We start from the raw sequence: 18,317 nt of genomic DNA, 5'->3' as shown, positions 1-18,317 counted from the left end.
AGGAAAACCAGATGAAAAAAGCTCTCTTTGCGCTGTTCTCTATTGCTGCCGTGGCCGCCGCCAGCGCTTTTGCGGCTGATAAAACCGACGCTCCGACGCCCGCTGTCGACAACGGCGGCCGTCCTCCGCTGGAGATGGGTCATGGTCCCCTGCCGCCGTTCCCGCCACCGTTTCCGCCGCGCAAGCCGGTGCTGTTTTCAGCAACGGTCGCGACCGATACGCCGGCGGAAACCATTAACAAACTAACCGCCCTGATCCCAACTGGTCAGGCGAAGCACTACGAAGTTCACGTGGAGGTGGTGCCGGTTGCGGAGGATGCCGACGGGCAGTAGCCCTGGCGTGGGCACGCTGCCTGAGTCCTGCGATAATAAAAAAGCTGCCGCTTATCGCGGCAGCTTTTGTTAACTTGAATAAAACAGAATGCAGAGAATTAGCTGCGCACTTTACGGTAGATAAACAGCACAACCAGCGCACCGATTACCGCCACCACGAAGCTGCCGAAATTAAACCCGTCGACTTTGCCAAAACCAAAGAAGGTACTGATCCAGCCGCCGACCACGGCGCCGATGATCCCCAGAATAATGGTTACAATAAACCCGCCGCCGTCTTTCCCCGGCATAATCCACTTGGCTAAAATACCGGCAATAAGTCCAAAAATGATCCAGGAAAGAATACCCATGGTTAACCGTCCTCTTGTTACCTTTATGCATTTCGTATTGAAAAGAGTAGCATATATAACGAGATTGGATCGGTAATAATCTATTTATTAGATAATTTCTTGCCGCTGCGCGGTAGTGTTCTCACGCCATCTCTCGCGCTGCCAGGCCCTTTGCCGCTTATTACCTTGAAAAAAGGGAGGCTATTCGCCTCCCCCTTACGGTTTATATTACCGCGGTGGTTAGCCGCGATGAACAGCACAATCGCGACTGTTCGTCGAAGATTTCAATTTGCCAGACCTGATGGCGAGTCCCGACGTGCAGCGCTTTGCACACGCCCCGCACCCGGCCCCCACGCGCTGAACGGATGTGGTTGGCGTTAACCTCCAGCCCCACCACCTTCTGTTCGCCTTCGCTGCACAGATAACCCGCCACCGACCCCAGCGTCTCCGCCAGCACCACCGACGCCCCGCCGTGCAGCAGACCAAACGGCTGCTGGGTGCGGCCATCCACCGGCATGGTGGCCTCCAGCGTATCGTCGGTAAACGTCTCAAAGCGAATATCCAACAGCCCTACCATGTTTCCCTCACCGAGCCGGTTAAGCTGCTCCAGCGTGGTCTGACGTTTCCAAATCATCCGATTATCTCCAGTAACGCCTGCAGCGGGTGGCGAACGCCGCTGCCTTCAATGCGCTTCACCTGGCTGCGGCAGGAGTAGCCCGTCACCAGACAGCGGTTACGCGGCAGCCGCTGCATCGCCTGCTGCCAGGAGAGCGCGTAAATGGCCAGCGAGTTGGCATGGTTTTTCACTTCATGACCATAGGTGCCTGCCATCCCGCAGCACCCAACGCTGACGTTTTCCAGCTTCGCGCCGAAGTGGGCAAAAATCTCTGCCCACTGCTTTGTCGCCGCCGGCAGCGCGGTCACTTCCGTACAATGACCGAACAGGTACCAGGGCTCGCCGCCGAGATCGGGACGGGCGTCGGTCGGCAGGGCCTTCGGCAACCACTCATGCACCAGCATGACCTGGAAATCGCCGCGCTTGTCGCCGAGCGTTTGCTTATATTCATCGCGGTAGCAAAGCACCAGCGCCGGATCGACGCCGACCAGCGGCATCCCCAGCTGCGCCACGCGGTTAAGGAAGTCTGCCGTTTTCTGCGCGGTGCGCGCGAAGCGGGTCAGGAATCCTTTAATATGCTGCGCCTTGCCGTTCGGCGAGAACGGCAGGAGCACCGGCTGATAGCCTAAGGCCTCGACCAGACGGATAAAGTCAGCCACCACCTGAGCGTCGTAATAGCTGGTGAAGGGATCCTGCACCACCAGCACCATCTTCGCCTTCTGCTCGTCGCTCAGCGCTTCGAGCTGCTCAAGGGTCATATTGGCGGAGCGGTGGCCGGCCATCTGCTGCTTCAGCGACGGCGCCGAGAGCAGCGGCAGATCGACCATCCCGATATGCTTCTCCGACAGCTTTTTCAGCCACGGCTGGTTAATGAAGAAGTTAAAGGTCTTCGGCGCCTGGGCCATCAGCGGCGCATAGGACTCCACCGACGCCACCAGATGATCCCGCACCGGACGCAGATAGCGGCTGTGATACAGCTGCAGGAAGCGCGAGCGGAACTCCGGGACATCGATTTTGATCGGGCACTGGGTCGAACAGGCTTTGCAGGCCAGACAGCCGGACATCGCCTCTTTGACCTCGTGCGAGAAGTCATATTCCCCTTTGCGCGCATGCCAGCTGTTACGGGTGCGCGCCACCAGCGAGCGCAGGCTAACGCCCTGCTCCGGCAGCGCCTTCTCCAGCTGATTGGGATCGACGCCGCGATCCGCCAGCAGGCGCAGCCATTCGCGGACCAGCGTCGCCCGCCCTTTCGGCGAGTGGATGCGCTGGTTGCTGACTTTCATCGACGGACACATCGGACTTTTTACGTCAAAGTTGAAGCACAACCCGTTGCCATTACACTCCATCGCCCCGCGCCAACTGCTGCGCACCGCGATGGGGATCTGCCGATCCCAGGTGCCACGCTTCACCGCGTCGACTTTCATCATCGGCGCGTCGACTCCTTCCGGAGGACAGATTTTCCCTGGGTTCAGGCGGTTATCGGGATCGAAGACCGCTTTGATCTTCCTAAGTTCGCCGTACAGCGCCTCGCCAAAGAAGGCCGGGCTGTACTCTGCGCGGAAACCTTTGCCATGTTCCCCCCACAGCAGGCCGCCATACTTCGCCGTCAGCGCCACCACATCGTCGGAGATCTGCTTCATCAGCACCTCCTGCTGCGGATCGCACATGTCCAGCGCCGGGCGCACATGCAGCACCCCGGCGTCGACGTGGCCAAACATGCCGTAGCTCAGGCCGTGGCTGTCGAGCAGCGCGCGGAACTCGACGATATAATCCGCCAGGTGTTCGGGCGGGACACAGGTATCCTCGGCAAAGGGGATCGGCTTGGCGGCACCTTTAGCATTACCCAACAGGCCTACCGCCTTCTTGCGCATGGCATAGATGCGCTCCACGCCATCAAGATCGTGACAAACCTGCCAGCCGATGACTCCCGCCTCGCTGCGGGCCATCAGCTCGTCCAGCCGCTGGCACAGGGTGGTGACCTGCTGGTCAATCAGCGCCGCGTCATCCCCGGCGAATTCGACGATATTCAGCCCGAGCATCTCTTTATCCGGTACGTCGGTGATCAGTTCGTTCACCGAGTGCCAGACGATATCCTCGCGCGCCAGATTGAGGACCTTAGAGTCGACGGTCTCCACCGACAGGGCCTTGGCTTCCACCATAAAGGGTGCATTACGCAGCGCAGAGTCAAAGGAGTCATATTTGACGTTGACCAGCCGGCGCACCTTCGGCAGGCGGGTAATATCCAGCCGCGCTTCGGTGATAAACGCCAGCGTCCCTTCCGAACCGGTTAAAATTCGGGTCAGGTCGAACTCGCTCATCTCATCGTTAAAGACGTGGCGCAGATCGTATCCGGTGAGGAAGCGGTTGAGTTTGGGAAACTTATCCATGATCAGCTCGCGCTGCGCCTTGCAGCGCTGGTAGACCGTGTTGTAGATCCGGCCGATCGTCGAGGGCGTATTGCCCAGCGTCTCCGCCAGCGCCACCGGCACCGCCTGGGTATCGAGGATATCACCGCCCATCAGCACCGCCCGCAGCCCAAGCACGTGATCCGACGTCTTACCGTACACCAGCGATCCCTGTCCGGACGCGTCGGTGTTAATCATCCCGCCCAGGGTAGCGCGGTTGCTGGTGGAGAGCTCCGGGGAAAAGAAATAGCCATAGGGCTTGAGAAACTGATTCAGCTGATCTTTGATGACTCCGGCTTCAACGCGCACCCAACCCTCTTCGGGGTTGATTTCGATAATGCGGTTCATATAGCGGGACATATCGACGATAATTCCGCCGTTCAGCGCCTGGCCGTTAGTGCCGGTGCCGCCGCCGCGCGGGGTGAAGATCAGCGATTTAAAGCGTGGTTCGGCGGCGACGCGCGCCAGTAGCGCGACGTCTGCCGTGGAACGTGGAAAAAGGACCGCATCCGGCAGCAGCTGATAGACGCTGTTGTCGGTGGCCATCGTCAGCCTGTCGGCATAGCTGGTGGCGGTATCGCCGGTAAAACCCTGTTGCTCCAGTACCTGCAAAAAATTCAGCACCAGCTGAACTACCCCTGGCGCCTGAGAAATTTGTGGGATCATCACACTTGACCCTGCCTGACTATGTTGTGTTTGAAAATATTGTGTTGGTGCTAACTAAACGTTTGCGTAGCGCATTCAACTTTTTATCACATTTTTTTCATATGCGCCCACGTGTTTTCTGTGCAAAATCAGCCCGGCAAAATTATTGATATTATTATCAGTACATGGATTTACGCGGCGCCAGCTTTTTGGCGCGACTGGAAAGGTAAAATTTATCTATGATTAACCCCCATCAGCCTCGGGACATACCGCAAATACTGCTGTCGGTGCTGTTCCTGGCCCTGATTATCATATCCTGCCTGTGGGTTGTGCAGCCGTTTATTCTGTCCTTCGCCTGGGCCGGCACCGTGGTGATCGCCACCTGGCCGGTGCTGCTGCGTCTGCAGCGTGTGCTGTTCGGCAAACGGATGCTGGCGGTGCTGGCGATGACCCTGCTGCTGTTTTTGCTATTCGTTATTCCTATCGCTCTGCTGGTCAACAGCCTGGTGGATAACAGCGTTCCGCTGATCAAACTCATCAGCAGCGGAAATGTGACGCTGCCGGATTTCGCCTGGCTCAACAGCGTGCCGCTGGTGGGCGATAAGCTCTACTCCGCCTGGCATGGCCTGCTGGATATGGGCGGCTCGGCGATTATGGCCAAGGTTCGCCCCTATATTGGCACCACTACCAGCTGGTTTGTCGGTCAGGCGGCGCACATCGGCAAGCTTCTGGTCTACTGCGGTTTGATGCTGCTGTTCAGCGCGTTGCTCTACTGGCGCGGTGAGCAGGTGGCCTACGGTTTCCGCTATTTCGCCACGCGCCTGGCGGCTAAACGCGGTGACGCCGCCGTGCTGCTGGCCGGCCAGGCCGTGCGCGCCGTGGCGCTGGGCGTGGTGGTGACAGCCCTCACTCAGGCGGTGCTGGGCGGTATCGGCCTTGCCATCTCCGGCGTGCCCTACGCCGCTCTGCTGACCGTGGTGATGATCTTTACCTGTCTGGTCCAGCTCGGGCCTTTGCTGGTTCTGGTGCCGTCGATTATCTGGCTTTACTGGAGCGGGGACACCACCTGGGGCACCGTGCTGCTGGTGTGGAGCTGCGTGGTCGGCACCATGGACAACGTTATCCGCCCGGTGCTTATCCGCATGGGCGCCGACCTGCCGATGATCCTCATTCTTACCGGCGTCATTGGCGGCCTGATCGCCTTCGGCATGATCGGTCTGTTTATCGGTCCGGTGCTGCTGGCCGTCTCCTGGCGCCTGTATGACGCCTGGGTGCACGAAGTGCCGCCGCCGCCGAAAGATCCCGACGTCGTGCTCGAAGAGCTCAGCGAGCTGGAGGCCGGGCGCAAGTAAGGCATTGTCAGGCGGGGAGACCCGCCTGTTTCCCCGCCTGCACAATTGTTAAGCAAAATTTATTGATCGCCGGCTCAACGCCAGACTTGTAAGCCCCTCACCCGCGTTTCACCTTCCGGACCTTCACAACAATTTAACTATTGAGAGGAATCTGATCGACGGCAAAGGCCCCGCTGCCTACTATTAGCTCACGGTTATAAATCAACACCTTGATTTATAAGCATGGAAATCCCCTGAGTGAAACAACGAATTGCTGTGTGTAGTCTTTGCCCATCTCCCACGATGGGCTTTTTTTTGTCCTGCGCTCACGTCGCCTGGCGCTCTGACACAGGCAAAAAAAATCCCCGGCATCGCTGCCGGGGATCGGTGTTGTCAGGGCGAACTTATTTATTCAGTTCCGCCAGACCTAACCAGGTTTGCACCACGGTGTCCGGGTTGAGGGACAGGCTATCGATCCCCTCCTCCATCAGCCAGGCGGCAAAATCTTCATGGTCAGACGGCCCCTGGCCGCAGATGCCGACGTATTTACCCTGCTGCTTCGCGGCGCGGATCGCCATCGACAGCAGGGCTTTCACCGCGTCGTTGCGTTCATCAAACAGCTCAGAGACCACGCCGGAGTCGCGGTCCAGACCGAGCGCCAGCTGGGTCATGTCGTTCGAACCGATGGAGAAGCCGTCGAAGTATTCGAGGAACTGCTCCGCCAGCAATGCGTTCGACGGGATCTCGCACATCATGATGATCTTCAGCCCGTTCTCGCCGCGCTTCAGCCCCTGACGCTCCAGCTCTTCGACCACCGCTTTCGCCTGGGCAACGGTACGGACGAACGGCACCATCACTTCAACGTTGGTCAGCCCCATGTCGTTACGCACGCGCTTCATGGCTTCACATTCCAGCGCGAAGCAGTCGCGGAAGCTTTCGGAAACGTAGCGTCCGGCACCGCGGAAGCCGAGCATCGGGTTCTCTTCTTCCGGCTCATAGCGCTCGCCGCCTACCAGGTTGGCGTATTCGTTCGACTTGAAGTCCGACAGACGCACGATCACCCGTTTCGGATAGAAAGCGGCACCGAGGGTGGCGATCCCTTCGGTCAGGCGGCCAACGTAGAACTCTCTCGGCGAATCGTAGCCTTTCATCAGCTCGCGGATTTCGTTCTGCAGGCCCGGCTCCTGGTCGTCAAACTCCAGCAGCGCGCGCGGGTGCACGCCAATCATGCGGTTGATGATAAACTCCAGCCGCGCCAGACCCACGCCTTCGTTCGGCAGGCAGGCGAAGTCGAAGGCGCGATCTGGGTTGCCAACGTTCATCATCACCTTCAGCGGCAGATCCGGCATGTCGCCGACGCTGGAGCTCTTGACGCTGAAGTCGAGCAGCTCGGCGTAGACATAGCCGGTATCGCCTTCGGCGCAGGAGACGGTCACGTTCTGGTTTTCCTGAATGCGATCGGTGGCATCGCCGCAGCCGACCACCGCCGGAATACCCAGCTCACGGGCGATGATCGCCGCGTGGCAGGTACGGCCGCCGCGGTTGGTGACGATCGCCGAGGCTTTCTTCATGATCGGTTCCCAGTCCGGGTCGGTCATATCGGTAACCAGCACGTCGCCCGGCTCAATGCGGTTCATCTCGCTGATATCGTGGATCACCTTCACCGGACCGGCGCCAATGCGATGGCCGATGGCGCGCCCTTCGGCGATGATCTGCCCCTGAGCGTGGAGGGTATAACGCTCCATCACCTGGCCGCGGGAACGCACGGTTTCCGGACGCGCCTGGACGATAAACAGCTTACCGGTGTGGCCATCTTTCGCCCACTCGATATCCATCGGACGGCCGTAGTGCTTCTCGATCTGCACCGCCTGCTTCGCCAGCTCCTGCACCTCCTCGTTGGTTAACGAGAAGATATCGCGCTGCGCCTGCGGCACATCTTCGATACGCACCTGCTTGCCGTGCTCCTGGGTCGGCGCGTAAACCATGCGGATCTTTTTCGAGCCCATGGTGCGGCGCACGATCGCCGGGCGGCCAGCGGCCAGCGTCGGTTTGTGGACGTAGAATTCGTCCGGGTTCACCGCGCCCTGCACCACCATCTCGCCCAGACCCCACGCCGAGGTGATAAACACCACCTGGTCAAAGCCGGATTCGGTATCGATGGAGAACATGACGCCGGAGGAGGCCAGATCGGAGCGGACCATCCTCTGCACCCCGGCGGAGAGCGCCACGCCGCGATGATCGTAACCCTGATGCACGCGATAGGAGATCGCGCGATCGTTAAACAGTGAAGCAAATACGTGCTTCACGGCAACGAGCACGGCGTCAAAGCCCTGCACGTTGAGGAATGTCTCTTGCTGCCCGGCGAAGGAGGCGTCCGGCATATCTTCCGCGGTGGCGGAAGAGCGCACGGCGAATGAGGCCTCGGCGTCATCGGCGGACAGCAGGTCATAAGCATCGCGAATCGCGTTTTCCAGTTCGCTCTGGAAGGGGGTATCGATGATCCACTGTCGGATCTGCGCGCCCGCTTTCGCTAATGCGGAAACGTCGTCAATGTCGGTTTCATCCAGCAGCGCATAGATGCGCTGGTTAACACCGCTTTGGTCCAGGAACTGGTTGAAAGCATCAGCGGTGGTGGCAAACCCGTTAGGTACGGAAACACCCATACCGGACAGATTCGTAATCATTTCACCAAGGGAGGCATTTTTGCCCCCAACTCTGTCTACATCATTCATGCCGAGTTGGTTATACCAAAGCACCAGCGGTGACGAGCCATTGTTGGACATCGAGACAATCCTTTTGTGATTTAATACCAGTGAAAAAAATTTCACGATCGACTGCAAGATTATCCTGACATATTTATGGTGCTGAAAAAAACGGTGAATCGTTCAAGCAAATTATTTTTTCTTTTTTCGGACTGTTCCTCTGATATAGATAACTTGATGATTTTTAGGAATTATGACGAGAAACGCTGGAAATAACGGCAAAAAAAAGAAAATGAACCACCCTTTTCATAAAAAACAAAAATAGTGTTTCAATTTTAACAAGAGACAAATCAAACAGGGATATGCTTAAATTTAATATCCGCTTTCAGGCAATTAAACTCATTATACCGGATGGTCAAAATGGAAAGTGCTGTAGATCGCCACGTATTTTATATTTCTGACGGTACCGCCATTACGGCGGAGGTGCTGGGACATGCCGTCATGTCGCAATTCCCGGTCGCCATCAGCAGCGTGACCCTGCCGTTTGTGGAAAATATCAGCCGTGCGCGGGCGGTGAAAGAGCAGATTGACGCGATTTATCAGCAAACGGGCATCCGCCCGCTGGTGTTCTATTCCATCGTCATTCCGGAGATCCGCGATATCATTCTGCAAAGCGAGGGCTTTTGTCAGGATATCGTTCAGGCGCTGGTGGCCCCGCTGCAGCAGGAGCTCAACCTCGACCCGACCCCGGTGGCGCACCGCACCCACGGCCTGAACCCCGGGAACCTGATCAAATACGATGCGCGTATCGCCGCCATCGATTACACCCTCGCCCATGACGATGGCATCTCGCTGCGCAACCTTGACCAGGCGCAGGTGATCCTCCTCGGCGTGTCGCGCTGCGGCAAGACGCCCACCAGTCTGTACCTCGCCATGCAGTACGGCATTCGCGCCGCCAACTATCCGTTTATCGCCGACGATATGGACAATCTGGTTCTGCCGGCCTCGCTGAAACCCCTGCAGCATAAGATGTTCGGCCTGACCATCAATCCGGAACGTCTGGCGGCGATCCGCGAGGAGCGCCGGGAGAACAGCCGCTACGCCTCGCTGCGCCAGTGTCGGATGGAAGTGACCGAAGTGGAGGCGCTGTATCGCAAGAATAAAATCCCCTGCCTGAACAGCACCAACTATTCCGTTGAGGAAATAGCGACAAAAATCATGGACATCATGGGGCTGAATCGCAGGATGTACTAATACACTAGTACATTATTAAAAATTTGTTTATGCTATCACCCGTGGCCTATACAGGATCATGCCCTGCTCTTGCAATAAGCAGGGATTGGTTTATCGTGATGCGCATCACTTCCCGGCATTTTCGCTGGCGAAGAAACAGATTTTTGAGACCCCAATGAATAAAACAGACGAATTGCGTACCGCGCGCATTGAAAGCCTGGTAACGCCCGCGGAGCTGGCCCAGCGCCATCCCGTTACGGCCGACGTGGCCGCCCACGTCTCGGCCTCCCGTCGCCGAATTGAAAAAATCCTCAACGGCGAAGACCGCCGCCTGCTGGTGATTATCGGCCCCTGCTCCATTCACGACACCGACGCGGCGATGGAGTATGCCCGCCGCCTGCAGACCATGCGCGAGCGCTACCAGCCGCAGCTGGAGATCGTGATGCGCACCTACTTTGAAAAACCCCGTACTGTGGTGGGCTGGAAAGGCTTAATCTCCGATCCGGATCTCAACGGCAGCTACCGGGTCAACCACGGGATTGAGCTGGCACGGCGCCTGCTGCTGCAGGTCAATGAGCTGGGGGTGCCGACGGCCACCGAGTTTCTCGATATGGTGACCGGTCAGTTTATCGCCGATCTCATCAGCTGGGGAGCCATCGGGGCGCGCACCACTGAAAGTCAGATCCACCGTGAAATGGCTTCGGCGCTCTCCTGCCCGGTCGGGTTTAAAAACGGCACCGACGGCAATACGCGCATCGCCGTGGACGCCATCCGCGCCTCCCGCGCCAGCCATATGTTCCTCTCCCCGGACAAGCAGGGGCAGATGACGATTTACCAGACCAGCGGCAACCCGTTCGGGCATATCATTATGCGCGGCGGCAAACGGCCGAACTATCACGCCGAGGACATCGCCGCCGCCGGCGAGGCGCTGCGGGAATTCGATCTGCCGGAGCAGCTGGTGGTCGACTTCAGCCATGGCAACTGCCAGAAGCAGCATCGCCGTCAGCTGGAGGTGTGCGCCGATATCTGTCAGCAAATTCGCGCGGGCTCTACCGCCATCGCCGGCATTATGGCGGAGAGCTTCCTGCAGGAAGGGACCCAGAAAGTGGTTCCCGGCCAGCCGCTGGCCTGGGGCCAGTCGATCACCGATCCCTGCCTGAGCTGGGAAGACAGCGAACGTTTATTGAGTGAGCTGGCGGCCGCCACGGCCACCCGTCTGTGACCGCTCCGCCCGCCGCGCATGCGGTGGGCGAACCCCTTCTGACATTCCCTACCAAATTCGGTAACACGATAAATAACGCTTGCCGTCAAAAACAACATTATTGATAATGATTATCATTGTTGCTTTGATTTTTATTTTGAGAGCTATGACGCGTATGGATAACACTGCCACAGCTGAAAAACCAAAAGACAATGCCCCCTATCCCGTGGCGACGGACAGACAGATCAGCAGTCGGGTTCTGTTAGGCAGCGAAGGACGGGTAGTCATTGAGCATGGCGGCCAGCGCTATCTGCTGCGCCAGACCCACGCCGGGAAGTTGATCCTGACCAAATAGTCGCCCCGCGGTGCGCGGGGCGAGGCGAGTTAGCTCGAGCAGCTGACTTCCAGACGTTTCCCCCAGTCCGGCGGCCGGCGGACGTAGTCGTCCTCGCGATCGGTGAAGGGATCGGCCAGCGCGGCATGCAGACGCTCCAGCTCCCCCATATCGCCAGCCTCAGCCTGCTCGATCGCCCGCTGCGCCAGCCAGTTACGTAATACCAGCGCCGGGTTGACCCCCTGCATCCGCTGCTGGCGCTGGGCATCCCCCACCTGTTCATCACGCAGCCGCGCGCGATATCCGGCGAACCAGCTGTCGAAAGCTGCACGGTCGATAAACTCGTCGCGCAGCGGCGAGGCGGCGCTGAGCTGTTCGCTGTGGCTCAGCAGGCGGAACGTTCGGGTATAGTCGCTTCTTTCGCGGATCATCAGGGCAAACAGACCGTCGAGCAGGTCGTTATCCCCTTTCTGCTGGCTGAACAGGCCAAGCTTGTCGCGCATCCGCTGGCCATAGGCGGTCAGCAAGGCGTGCTGATACTCATCCAGCGTCGCATTCAGCGCTTCGGCGCTGATAAACGGCGACAGCGACTGGGCCAGACGCTGCAGATTCCACAGCCCCACCGCCGGCTGGTTTTCAAAACTGTAGCGCCCCTGATAGTCGGAGTGGTTGCAGATGAAGTCCGGCTGAAAATCGTCAAGGAAGCCATACGGGCCGTAGTCGATGGTCAAACCGAGAATCGACATGTTGTCGGTATTCATCACCCCATGGGCAAAGCCCACGGTTTGCCAGCTGGCGATGGTCTGCGCGGTACGCGTGACAACGTCACGGAACCATAACAGGTACTTGTCCGCCTCATCCTGCAGTTGCGGCCAGTGGTGGCGAATGACATAGTCGGCCAGCTGCTGGACCTTCTGCGGCTCGCGACGATAGTAAAAATGTTCGAAATGGCCAAAGCGGACATGGCTCTCGGCCACGCGCATCAGCATCGCGCCAGGCTCCACGCGCTCGCGGTAGACCGGCGTATCGCTGGTCACCATCGCCAGGGCGCGCGTCGTCGGGATCCCCAGGGCGTGCATCGCCTCTGACGCCAGACTCTCCCGGATCGTCGAGCGCAGCACGGCGCGGCCGTCTCCCATCCGCGAATAGGGGGTCAGGCCGGCGCCTTTCAGATGCCAGTCGTAACGACGGCCATCCGCCAGCTGCTGCTCGCCGAGCAGGATCCCGCGGCCGTCGCCCAGCTGGCCGGCCCAGGCGCCAAACTGATGGCCGCTGTATACCTGCGCCAGCGGGGACATGCCCGGGAGCAGCGCTTCCCCGCCCCAGACGCCGGCCCCGCTTTCAGGCGCAAACAGCGCGTCAGGGACGCCCAGCTGTTGCGCCAGCGGGGCGTTGCGCCAGATGAGTCGGGCGTTATCCAGCGGCGTTGGTGACAGGGAAGTGCAAAAGTCCGGCAGTTCATCCCGCCAGTGGGTGGTAAAAGAAAGGGTCATGGTTCCTCCTCTCTCCAGTGTAGTGCCTGGAACAGCGGATTAACACGGGCGGAGTGCAGGGTTATCGGCATAAAAAAGGGAAGCGCTCGCTTCCCTCAGGCCGCTGAATGACGTCAGATACGCCGCGCCTGCCAGAACTTTTTGTTCCAGTAGACGTTATCCAGCGAGGAACGGGTGACGCCCTGACTGGTGGAGGCATGTATAAACTGGTTATCGGTATCGTAGATGCCGACGTGCAGGCCGCTTTCGCCTGAGCCGGTTTTGAAGAACACCAGATCGCCAGGCAGCAGATCGCGCTTATCAATCCGGGTACCGATTTCCGCCTGCTCGCGGGTTTCGCGCGGCAGCTGGAGGGCAAATTTATCGCGAAACGTGCGCACCACAAAGCCGGAGCAGTCGACGCCGCGCGGCGTCATGCCGCCGTAGCGATACGGTGCGCCGCGCCAGCTGCGCAGCTGCTCGTTCAGATTCGCCACCACCGTAATGGAGTCAGCCAGCCGAGGATTCGGCGGCGGTGCCCGATGGCTGCTGCAGCCGGCTAAAATTAACGCCGCCGCCAACATGAACCAGAAGCGCATTTCAGATGATCCCTCTGTCCCTAGTCTCTTTATCGCAATAATTTAGCTTGTTTATCAATATAGTGACAAGATAACTGCGTGCTACTGTGACGCGATGAGCATAATATGACCGGCCACCTCCACGCGCTGGAACGGGATCGCATAGGCGGCGGTTAAATTTTCCTCATTCAGCACCTCGGCGGTCTCCCCGCAGGCGATGGCTTCCCCCTGGCAGAGCAGCCAGCTCTGTCCGGCATGGCGCAAAGTGTGGTTGAGATCGTGACTGCTCATCACCACCGCAATTCCCGCCGTGCTTAGCTCGCGTAACAGCCGATCCAGCGCCGCCTGCTGGGCCACATCCAGACTGTTCATCGGCTCATCCAGCAGCAGCAGTTGACCCATGGGATTGCTTAAGGGATCGATCTGCAGGATCACTGCCGCCAGCCGCACGCGCTGCCACTCGCCGCCCGACAGCTGATTGACCGGACGGCCCAGCTTATTGTCCAGACCAAGCCGGGCCGCGATATCGCTCAGACGGGCGCTATCACCCTGCTGCTGCATATGCAGCGCCAGGTAGTGCCACACCGGCATGGCGAACGGCGGGGTCTGGTGTTGACACAGATATCCGCGACGGCGCGCCAGCTCCGTCGCCGGCCACTCGTCAAGCCGTCGTCCGTTAAAATGAATCGTACCGGGGCCGTCGGACAGTCCCGCCATGCGGGCCAGCAGCGTGCTCTTCCCTGCGCCGTTAGGCCCCACCAGGTGGACGATCTCCCCGGCGCGAAAGGCCGCAGAAAACGGGGCCAAACGCCCCGCCGCTTCTACATCCTGTAGCTGCATCAGAAACGACATTATTTCGCCAGCGCTCCTTTAATCGCCGCCACCAGCTGCGGATCGTCCGGCGTCATGTCCGGAGAGAAGCGCTGAATGACGTTGCCCTGGCGATCGACGAGGAATTTTTCGAAATTCCACAGAATGTCGTCCACGTACAGCGGCGCCCGGCCCTTGCTGGCCATTCGCTCATAAAAACCGCTGCCTTCCGGGGCCACCGCCTTCGGCGCGGCGGCAACCAGCTTTTGATAGAGCGGCGCGCGATGTTCGCCGTTGACGTCAATCTTGCTGAACAGCGGGAAGGTGACGCCGTAGGTGGTGCTGCAGAAGGTCTTAATCTCTTCTTCACTGCCCGGCTCCTGGCCGAGGAACTGGTTGCAGGGGAAGCCCAGGACGCTGAAGCCCTCGCCGGCAAACTGCTTTTGCAGGTCCTCCAGTTGCTCGTACTGCGGCGTCAGGCCGCATTTGGAGGCCACATTGACGATCAGCAGTACCTTGCCGGCAAAGGATGCCAGGGTGGTTTTCTCGCCATCAATGGTCGTCACTTCGGTATTCAGAATGTCATGTTGCATAGCCTGTCCTCAATGGATAAACCGGTTTCCGGTGAAGGTGATCCCTATCTACTGTAGCGGATTCAGCGCCCGCCATTCTACTGCCAATCCCCGCGAGTTGTCGCATGATGTAACAGCGCTTCGCTGCCCGTCGGCAACATGAAATCCTCTCAATTGGGCAGGCAACCATTTCCGTGTACAGTGTTCCATGAATGTAATATGGTTTTGTTACTTGTTAATTTAAGAGAGTTTTATTGATGAAGAAGTTGTTTAGCCTGGCGTTAATCGCCGCCTCTGTCGCCCTGCTGAGCGCCTGCTCTCCGGATGAAGATAATAAAGTGAAAGTCGCTATCAATACCGGGCCGGACGAAGCCATCTGGAAAGTAGTGGAGCAGGTAGCGAAGGATAAATATCACCTCGACGTCGAAGTGGTCTCCTTCAATGATTACGTGCTGCCTAACGAAGCGCTGAACAACAAAGATGTGGATGCCAACGCCTTCCAGACCCTGCCTTACCTTGAGGCGCAGTCGAAGGAGCGCGGCTATAAATTCGCGGTGGTGGGTAAAACCTTTGTCTTCCCTATCGCCGCCTATTCACATCGTATCAAAAATATCAGCGAGCTCCCTGAGGGGGCGACAGTGACCATCTCTAATGAAACCACCACCCTGGGCCGCAGCCTGCTGCTGCTGCAGGCGCAGGGACTGCTCAAGCTGAAACCGGGCGTCGGCTATTTACCCACCACGCTGGATATCATCGACAACCCAAAACAGCTGAAAATTGTGGAGGTGGATACCCCGCAGCTGACTCGTACTCTGGATGACCCGAACGTCAGCCTGTCAATCATTAACACCAACTTCTCCGCCCAGGCCGGCCTGTCTGCCGCCCGCGACGGCCTGTTCATGGAGGGACCGGATTCCCCTTACGTGAATGCGATCGTCGCCCGCGAGGATAACAAGGACAGCAAGAAAATTCAGGAACTGAAAGCCGCCTTCCAGACCAGTGAAGTCGCGGAAAAAGCGAAGGAAGTCTACAAAGGCGACGCGATCAAAGGCTGGTAAGCCCGAGCCGGCGCCGTCCCTGCAGACGGCGTCGCGCTATCCCCGTCACCGCGAGCGCAGCAGCAACCAGATAAAGACCGGCGCGCCCAGCGTCGCCGTCACCACGCCAATCGGCAGCTCAGCGGCGGAAAGCGCCAGCCGGGCGATAATATCCGCCCCCAGCAAAGCGCTTGCCCCCGCCAGCATGCAGGCCGGGAGCAACACCCGGTGATCGCTCAAGCCGCACAGCCGCAGAATGTGCGGGATCACCAGGCCGATAAAGCCAATCGCCCCCGCCAGCGCCACGCTCACGCCGACCATCCAGCCGGTCGCCACCACCAGCAGCTTGCGCCACAGCCACAGCGGCAGCCCGAGCTGACGGGCGGAGACTTCGCCCAGCGCCAGTAAATTCAGGGGTTGTGACTGCAGACAGACCCAGCAGAGCACCGGCAGGAGGGCTATCATCAGCCACAGCTGCTGCCAGTCGACGCCGCCAAACCCGCCCATCATCCAGTACATCAGCTGCCGCAGGTCAAAAGAGGTGGAGAAGTACACCGCCCAGGTCATCAGGGCGCTGCAGATGATGCCCAGCGCCACCCCCGCCAGCAGCAGACGGCTGGTGGAAAGATGGCGGCGGGCGAAACGCAGCAGAATAAAGGTGATCAGCAGCGCGCCAAGGATCGCGCACAGCCCAAGCGCCCAGCCTGGTAACAGGCCTTTGCCCAACAGGACGGCGGCAATCAGCCCGACGCCCGCGCCGTTGGAGACGCCCAGCAGACCCGGTTCCGCCAGCGGATTTTCAAACAGCGCCTGCATTATCGCCCCGGAGAGCGCCAGCGCCGCCCCCACCAGCAGCACCGCCAGGGTCCGCGGCAGGCGGATCTGCCAGATAAACAGATGCCCCTTGGCGCTGAACCACTCACCGGGCGGGATCCATTGATCCCCCGCGCACAGACTGATCAGCAGGGTGACCAGCAGCAACAGCGTTAAACCAAAGAGCCAACGCCGGCTGCGGCGCTGTTGGAGATGGGCGAGAGTCAGCATAGATTCCATTACGCACTGGGAACAAGAGGCTGATTTTACGGTGGCTGTCGCGGTGAGAAAAGGAAAACCTCACAGCCAAACGTCGACGCGGAGGAGGCTCCCCCGCGTCGACCATCCCGCTTTACACCAGGATCTGAAACAGCAGCGCGAAGAGAATGATGTTCGCCACCACGATTGCCCAGCCGTTATAGAGCATGTATTTCAGATGAGTAGACTGCGCCAGCCCCATCTGGCCGAACATGTCCGATGAGGGGAACGGCCCGAACCAGTCCACCTGAGACGAGGCCAGCAGCACCGCGGTGGTCCCCTGCGGCGGCACGCCGGCGGCCATCAGCATTGGGCCAAAGATTTTATGAGTAAAGGTCATCTGGGCCACCGCCGCGCCAGGCACATGGCCGATAATATTGAACGCGAAGATGCTAAAGCACAGCCAGGCCGGGGAGATCCCCTCCAGCAACGGCTGGGTATACTCCAGCAGCCCCTGATAGGCGTGCAGGCCATCCATCAGCTCAAGGATCGGGTTGTACAGCCAGTAGAGAATAAACATCCACACCAGACGACCGCAGCCGTGATAGAGGGCCTGCAGGATCTGCGTCGGCCGCAGGCCGCCCACCAGCCCGGTCATCAGCGCCACCAGCAGCATGACGATAATTGCAAAGCTAAAGCCGGCTTTAATCACCACTCCAACTACCGCCATCACGATGATGGTCGCGGCGAAAGCCAGCGCGCTTAATTTACGCCGGCGCTGCTGCGCGGCGTTAAGTTCCTCTTGCGGCTTTTCCGAGAGATCGACCTCATAGCACAGTTTGCCTTCGGTCATCTTCTGGATCCGTCCCGCCATGATCCAGCCGGCTAACAGGGTGACGGCGCTCATCGGCAGGCCGACATACAGCAGATAATCCGGATAGCTCAGTCCGCCAAGGCTGAGGATCGTCACGGTGCTGGGGGTGAAAGGCCCGGTAAAGAGTCCAACGGAACCGGCGGTCATCATCAGCGCGGCCACCGTCGGCGGCGTTAAGCGTACCGCCGCCGCTACGGGGATAATCACTGCGACAATAATCGCGTTGCCACCGGCCATGGTGCCCAGCGAACCGCAAATTAAAATCGATGACACCACAATGCCGAACTTGACCCGCGTCTGGCTCGACAGCCCAATACGGTGGACCACGAATTTCACCAGCTCAACCGCCGCGCCGGTGCGGGTGGCTACCTCCCCCACGCCGGCGCCGAGCATAATGATAAGCCCGACGGTGGCAATAAATGACCCGGTGGATTTCGCCAACATCACGCCCATTTCCGGCAGACCGGTTGAGGTCATGATCATGGCGATAATAATCGAGGAGATGACCGCCAGCACAATATCGACGCCGATCAGCGATAATATCGCTAACGCCACCAGCGGCGTAAATCCCAGCAGGCCAAGCTCGCTGCCCGGTCGACCGTGGCACCACAGCGCAATCAACACGAACAGCAGCAATAACAGACCGGTAATAACGTTTTTTCGCGTGATATTTCGTCTGACAGGCGTATTGCCTGCGAGCGTTGAGTCACTCATAACACTCCTTGATGCCAATCAATCCGACCGTAAAGGTCAGGTGGTGTATTGGGGCCTGCTCAGAAAATATCCTCCCTCTTTTTCATTATTGGCCGCGGCCTGAGGGTCTGGTGGGGTACAAAGG

17 protein-coding genes and 1 other RNA gene are annotated in these 18,317 nt (G+C 59.0%); 8 read left to right on the top strand and 10 right to left on the bottom strand.

Annotated elements, in window-relative coordinates:
* Positions 1–11: 11 nt before the first annotated feature.
* A complete protein-coding gene (locus tag GT756_RS08440) occupies positions 12–332 on the top strand; it encodes a hypothetical protein (protein ID WP_049092302.1) in 321 nt (106 codons plus the stop codon).
* Between the two features lie 98 nt (positions 333–430).
* On the opposite strand, the gene GT756_RS08435 is transcribed toward GT756_RS08440, so the two are convergent.
* The 3 genes from GT756_RS08435 to GT756_RS08425 form a co-directional block, all read right to left on the bottom strand.
* Positions 431–679: a GlsB/YeaQ/YmgE family stress response membrane protein gene (locus GT756_RS08435; RefSeq protein WP_004203110.1), complete on the bottom strand. Its 249-nt coding sequence runs from the start codon at positions 677–679 to the stop codon at positions 431–433.
* A gap of 202 nt (positions 680–881) precedes the next feature.
* Positions 882–1,292, bottom strand: coding sequence for a 1,4-dihydroxy-2-naphthoyl-CoA hydrolase (gene menI, locus GT756_RS08430; protein ID WP_004203111.1), 411 nt, complete (start codon positions 1,290–1,292; stop codon positions 882–884).
* Positions 1,289–4,345 carry an FAD-binding and (Fe-S)-binding domain-containing protein gene (locus GT756_RS08425; protein WP_032456259.1) on the bottom strand — a complete coding sequence of 1,019 codons (3,057 nt, stop codon included), beginning with the start codon at positions 4,343–4,345 and terminating at the stop codon, positions 1,289–1,291. The genes menI and GT756_RS08425 overlap by 4 nt, the downstream gene beginning before the upstream one ends.
* 218 nt (positions 4,346–4,563) lie before the next feature.
* Between GT756_RS08425 and ydiK the strand changes: the two genes are divergently transcribed.
* Both ydiK and rprA read left to right on the top strand, forming a co-directional pair.
* A complete protein-coding gene (gene ydiK, locus GT756_RS08420) occupies positions 4,564–5,676 on the top strand; it encodes an AI-2E family transporter YdiK (RefSeq protein ID WP_004203114.1) in 1,113 nt (370 codons plus the stop codon).
* 190 nt (positions 5,677–5,866) lie between these two features.
* Positions 5,867–5,974, top strand: an RNA gene (gene rprA / locus GT756_RS08415) — antisense sRNA RprA.
* Between the two features lie 85 nt (positions 5,975–6,059).
* Here rprA and ppsA read toward each other — a convergent pair.
* The gene (gene ppsA, locus GT756_RS08410; RefSeq protein ID WP_004203115.1) at positions 6,060–8,438 is read right to left on the bottom strand and encodes a phosphoenolpyruvate synthase; all 2,379 of its coding nucleotides are present in this window, start codon (positions 8,436–8,438) and stop codon (positions 6,060–6,062) included.
* Positions 8,439–8,513: 75 nt separating this feature from the next.
* On the opposite strand from ppsA, the gene GT756_RS25825 reads away from it, so the two are divergent.
* The 4 genes from GT756_RS25825 to hemP all read left to right on the top strand — a co-directional run bounded on the left by GT756_RS25825 (position 8,514) and on the right by hemP (position 11,146).
* A complete protein-coding gene (locus tag GT756_RS25825) occupies positions 8,514–8,633 on the top strand; it encodes a hypothetical protein (protein WP_004203117.1) in 120 nt (39 codons plus the stop codon).
* A gap of 144 nt (positions 8,634–8,777) precedes the next feature.
* Positions 8,778–9,611 (top strand): pyruvate, water dikinase regulatory protein, encoded by an 834-nt coding sequence (locus tag GT756_RS08405; protein WP_002909061.1) that lies wholly within the window; start codon positions 8,778–8,780, stop codon positions 9,609–9,611.
* Between the two features lie 154 nt (positions 9,612–9,765).
* Positions 9,766–10,812 carry a 3-deoxy-7-phosphoheptulonate synthase AroH gene (aroH, locus tag GT756_RS08400; RefSeq protein ID WP_004203118.1) on the top strand — a complete coding sequence of 349 codons (1,047 nt, stop codon included), beginning with the start codon at positions 9,766–9,768 and terminating at the stop codon, positions 10,810–10,812.
* A 154-nt stretch (positions 10,813–10,966) separates the two neighbouring features.
* Positions 10,967–11,146, top strand: a complete 180-nt coding sequence (hemP, locus tag GT756_RS08395) for a hemin uptake protein HemP (protein ID WP_023290103.1) — start codon at positions 10,967–10,969, stop codon at positions 11,144–11,146.
* Between the two features lie 29 nt (positions 11,147–11,175).
* On the opposite strand, the gene selO is transcribed toward hemP, so the two are convergent.
* The 4 genes from selO to GT756_RS08375 all read right to left on the bottom strand — a co-directional run bounded on the left by selO (position 11,176) and on the right by GT756_RS08375 (position 14,578).
* The gene (gene selO / locus GT756_RS08390) at positions 11,176–12,618 is read right to left on the bottom strand and encodes a protein adenylyltransferase SelO (protein ID WP_160124702.1); all 1,443 of its coding nucleotides are present in this window, start codon (positions 12,616–12,618) and stop codon (positions 11,176–11,178) included.
* A 113-nt stretch (positions 12,619–12,731) separates the two neighbouring features.
* On the bottom strand, positions 12,732–13,196 hold the full coding sequence (locus tag GT756_RS08385) for an NlpC/P60 family protein (protein WP_002909082.1): 465 nt from the start codon (positions 13,194–13,196) through the stop codon (positions 12,732–12,734).
* Positions 13,197–13,277: 81 nt separating this feature from the next.
* Positions 13,278–14,027, bottom strand: a complete 750-nt coding sequence (gene btuD / locus GT756_RS08380; protein ID WP_160124701.1) for a vitamin B12 ABC transporter ATP-binding protein BtuD — start codon at positions 14,025–14,027, stop codon at positions 13,278–13,280.
* Positions 14,027–14,578 (bottom strand): glutathione peroxidase, encoded by a 552-nt coding sequence (locus GT756_RS08375; RefSeq protein WP_004203124.1) that lies wholly within the window; start codon positions 14,576–14,578, stop codon positions 14,027–14,029. Before GT756_RS08375 ends, btuD begins: the two co-directional genes overlap by 1 nt.
* A 236-nt stretch (positions 14,579–14,814) precedes the next feature.
* Between GT756_RS08375 and GT756_RS08370 the strand changes: the two genes are divergently transcribed.
* The gene (locus tag GT756_RS08370) at positions 14,815–15,615 is read left to right on the top strand and encodes a MetQ/NlpA family ABC transporter substrate-binding protein (RefSeq protein ID WP_004203125.1); all 801 of its coding nucleotides are present in this window, start codon (positions 14,815–14,817) and stop codon (positions 15,613–15,615) included.
* Between the two features lie 45 nt (positions 15,616–15,660).
* Here GT756_RS08370 and btuC read toward each other — a convergent pair whose 3' ends face one another.
* Both btuC and GT756_RS08360 read right to left on the bottom strand, forming a co-directional pair.
* On the bottom strand, positions 15,661–16,638 hold the full coding sequence (gene btuC / locus GT756_RS08365; protein ID WP_032456262.1) for a vitamin B12 ABC transporter permease BtuC: 978 nt from the start codon (positions 16,636–16,638) through the stop codon (positions 15,661–15,663).
* 121 nt (positions 16,639–16,759) lie between these two features.
* Positions 16,760–18,193, bottom strand: a complete 1,434-nt coding sequence (locus tag GT756_RS08360) for a hypothetical protein (protein ID WP_004203129.1) — start codon at positions 18,191–18,193, stop codon at positions 16,760–16,762.
* Positions 18,194–18,317: the final 124 nt, after the last annotated feature.

Origin of the sequence: Klebsiella sp. Q2, assembly GCF_009900705.1 — a bacterium.
GTDB classification, from domain to species: Bacteria; Pseudomonadota; Gammaproteobacteria; order Enterobacterales; family Enterobacteriaceae; genus Klebsiella; species Klebsiella quasipneumoniae.
This window is presented reverse-complemented; position numbering and strand designations above follow the sequence as displayed.

Coding starts and splice junctions, on each gene's coding strand:
- GT756_RS08440 (WP_049092302.1), top strand. CDS start 12: ATGAAAAAAGCTCTCTTTGCGCTGTTCTCTATTGCTGCCGTGGCCGCC.
- GT756_RS08435 (WP_004203110.1), bottom strand. CDS start 679: ATGGGTATTCTTTCCTGGATCATTTTTGGACTTATTGCCGGTATTTTA.
- menI (WP_004203111.1), bottom strand. CDS start 1,292: ATGATTTGGAAACGTCAGACCACGCTGGAGCAGCTTAACCGGCTCGGT.
- GT756_RS08425 (WP_032456259.1), bottom strand. CDS start 4,345: ATGATCCCACAAATTTCTCAGGCGCCAGGGGTAGTTCAGCTGGTGCTG.
- ydiK (WP_004203114.1), top strand. CDS start 4,564: ATGATTAACCCCCATCAGCCTCGGGACATACCGCAAATACTGCTGTCG.
- ppsA (WP_004203115.1), bottom strand. CDS start 8,438: ATGTCCAACAATGGCTCGTCACCGCTGGTGCTTTGGTATAACCAACTC.
- GT756_RS25825 (WP_004203117.1), top strand. CDS start 8,514: ATGGTGCTGAAAAAAACGGTGAATCGTTCAAGCAAATTATTTTTTCTT.
- GT756_RS08405 (WP_002909061.1), top strand. CDS start 8,778: ATGGAAAGTGCTGTAGATCGCCACGTATTTTATATTTCTGACGGTACC.
- aroH (WP_004203118.1), top strand. CDS start 9,766: ATGAATAAAACAGACGAATTGCGTACCGCGCGCATTGAAAGCCTGGTA.
- hemP (WP_023290103.1), top strand. CDS start 10,967: ATGGATAACACTGCCACAGCTGAAAAACCAAAAGACAATGCCCCCTAT.
- selO (WP_160124702.1), bottom strand. CDS start 12,618: ATGACCCTTTCTTTTACCACCCACTGGCGGGATGAACTGCCGGACTTT.
- GT756_RS08385 (WP_002909082.1), bottom strand. CDS start 13,196: ATGCGCTTCTGGTTCATGTTGGCGGCGGCGTTAATTTTAGCCGGCTGC.
- btuD (WP_160124701.1), bottom strand. CDS start 14,027: ATGTCGTTTCTGATGCAGCTACAGGATGTAGAAGCGGCGGGGCGTTTG.
- GT756_RS08375 (WP_004203124.1), bottom strand. CDS start 14,578: ATGCAACATGACATTCTGAATACCGAAGTGACGACCATTGATGGCGAG.
- GT756_RS08370 (WP_004203125.1), top strand. CDS start 14,815: ATGAAGAAGTTGTTTAGCCTGGCGTTAATCGCCGCCTCTGTCGCCCTG.
- btuC (WP_032456262.1), bottom strand. CDS start 16,638: ATGCTGACTCTCGCCCATCTCCAACAGCGCCGCAGCCGGCGTTGGCTC.
- GT756_RS08360 (WP_004203129.1), bottom strand. CDS start 18,193: ATGAGTGACTCAACGCTCGCAGGCAATACGCCTGTCAGACGAAATATC.